Annotated in this window: 1 protein-coding gene; it reads right to left on the minus strand. The window is 56.5% G+C overall.

The window, feature by feature from the left end; all coding sequences use genetic code 11:
* The coding region (locus ABJ196_RS12630) for an IS1634 family transposase (RefSeq protein WP_347307581.1) at positions 1-1,073 on the minus strand (1,073 nt) is incomplete at both ends.

A 1,073-nucleotide genomic window follows, 5' to 3' on the forward strand; every position in this document is an offset into this window, starting at 1 on the left:
CACGTTGGGCTTTATCTAATTGTTCGCCGATGCCGCGTCTTGTGCGCCGAGCCCTATCGTAGGAATACTGGTAATAGGTCACTGCCTGCGGTGTCCCGCTGGTGCGGCGTTTGTCGCTGTGGTGACGGTGGGTCCAGATGTGTCCGTCTTCGTAGTCGGTGTAGCTGCGTCCTTCCACCGCATCCAGCCAGGCTTTAATTGGTTCTGGGATTTCGCGTTCTTTCGTGCCCAGAATGTAGTCCAACCCGGCATCGATAATCGCGGTCTTGTTGGCGGCTGAAAACATGCCAGCATCAGCAACAATCGTGATGTCGTCAAGGTGGTAGACGTCTTTAAGACGCAGGATCATTGGCAACATGGTGTGCGTTTCAGCACGATTGCCTTCAAACGCGCCGATCGCCAAGGGGAAGCCGGTGGAGTCGGTGAGCATCCCGACAGTGATCTGGGGTTCGAGTCGGCGTTCTTTACTAAACCCGGGTTTGCGCAGCTCGTCGGGCACGTCAGTTTCAAAATACAAGGTCGTCACATCGTAGAGAACCATCACACCAGGACCAATGGCCGCGTGTGTAGCTAGGGCGTGGGTTATCTGGTCGCGGAAGTCCTTGTCAGCATACCGCGGAAGACGACGTTGAATGGTTTTGTAGGAGGCTTGCTTCACGCCGACTTCTGCCAGAGTTTCAATGGAATCCAACTTGGATCCTGGCGAGATAATCCGGGCTTGGACCAGGTTGAAAAACACCTCATCCTCGCCGCTTGCCGCATCCAGACCAAGGAGTTGGAAGGCCCCGCGAATCGCGTCTAGGAGAAGACCTGCGCGTTCGCCGGATACCGTGACGGGATTATCAACCGTGCCTGTTCCAGACACGGCAACCGGGAAAGGCAGCACTCCGAGGTCGAGTGAAATTTGCTCGCCATCGACAAGTCGCTGAGCCTTGACCATCAGCGCTGCGAGATCGTGGTCGGTGTGGGCGGAGCCGACGTGTTCAATTTCAGGTTTGCGGTTTCGGTAGCGCCAAATAATTTGAACAGCGGTCGCACCCGACGCCGTCGGGATCCGGCGGATACTCGGTGAC

The sequence above is a fragment of the Corynebacterium sp. SA-MJD20WY100 genome, assembly GCF_039822565.1.
Taxonomy (GTDB): domain Bacteria; phylum Actinomycetota; class Actinomycetes; order Mycobacteriales; family Mycobacteriaceae; genus Corynebacterium; species Corynebacterium phoceense_A.